General features: G+C 42.0%; 1 tRNA gene. It reads right to left on the bottom strand.

What is annotated here, in order from left to right:
• Positions 1-289: 289 nt before the first annotated feature.
• Positions 290-365 (bottom strand) — tRNA-Ala (locus tag FHQ23_RS11840).
• Positions 366-581 lie beyond the last annotated feature (216 nt).

Here is a 581-nt window from a genome sequence, read left to right as displayed (position 1 = left end):
CTCACTAAACAAGCCTCTTTCGATTGTCGATTGCTCGACTTCTCGAATACTCAGCTCTTACGTCCTCTCGAACGCTTGAGTTCTCTTCAGTTTTTAGCTTGTGTCCAAATTTTTAAAGAACAAATCGGTCTTTCAACCAATAGTCAATCCTCTTAACCGCACTTTATGTTTTACCTCATAAAGTATTGGCTAAGAAAACTCACTATTCATCAATAAACCCTTATCATCGATACACCACATATTCATGTTCATGATGCTTTATGATAAGTGAAAAAGTAATGCAGCAGATTGGTGGAGCTAAGCGGGATCGAACCGCTGACCTCCTGCGTGCAAAGCAGGCGCTCTCCCAGCTGAGCTATAGCCCCGTCCTTTTTCCCGTATTGAGCCAGTCCTAATCACTGGTCCTAGAAACTTCAACCAAGGATTTTAGCAAAATCAGATTGAAATCGAGAAGCGCAGTGTGCAAATCGCACATGAGCATCGTAGATATTCAAGATGATGAAGCTAAAAGCCAATTCGCTTATTCAAAAGCGATTTGAGGTGAGAAACGCAGTATGCACTAGCATATGAGTATCGCAACC

This window comes from Testudinibacter crocodili (assembly GCF_006228025.1).
Lineage (GTDB): Bacteria > Pseudomonadota > Gammaproteobacteria > Enterobacterales > Pasteurellaceae > Chelonobacter.
The sequence above is the reverse complement of the archived record's forward strand: the minus strand, read 5'-3'. Positions and strand labels throughout refer to the sequence as shown.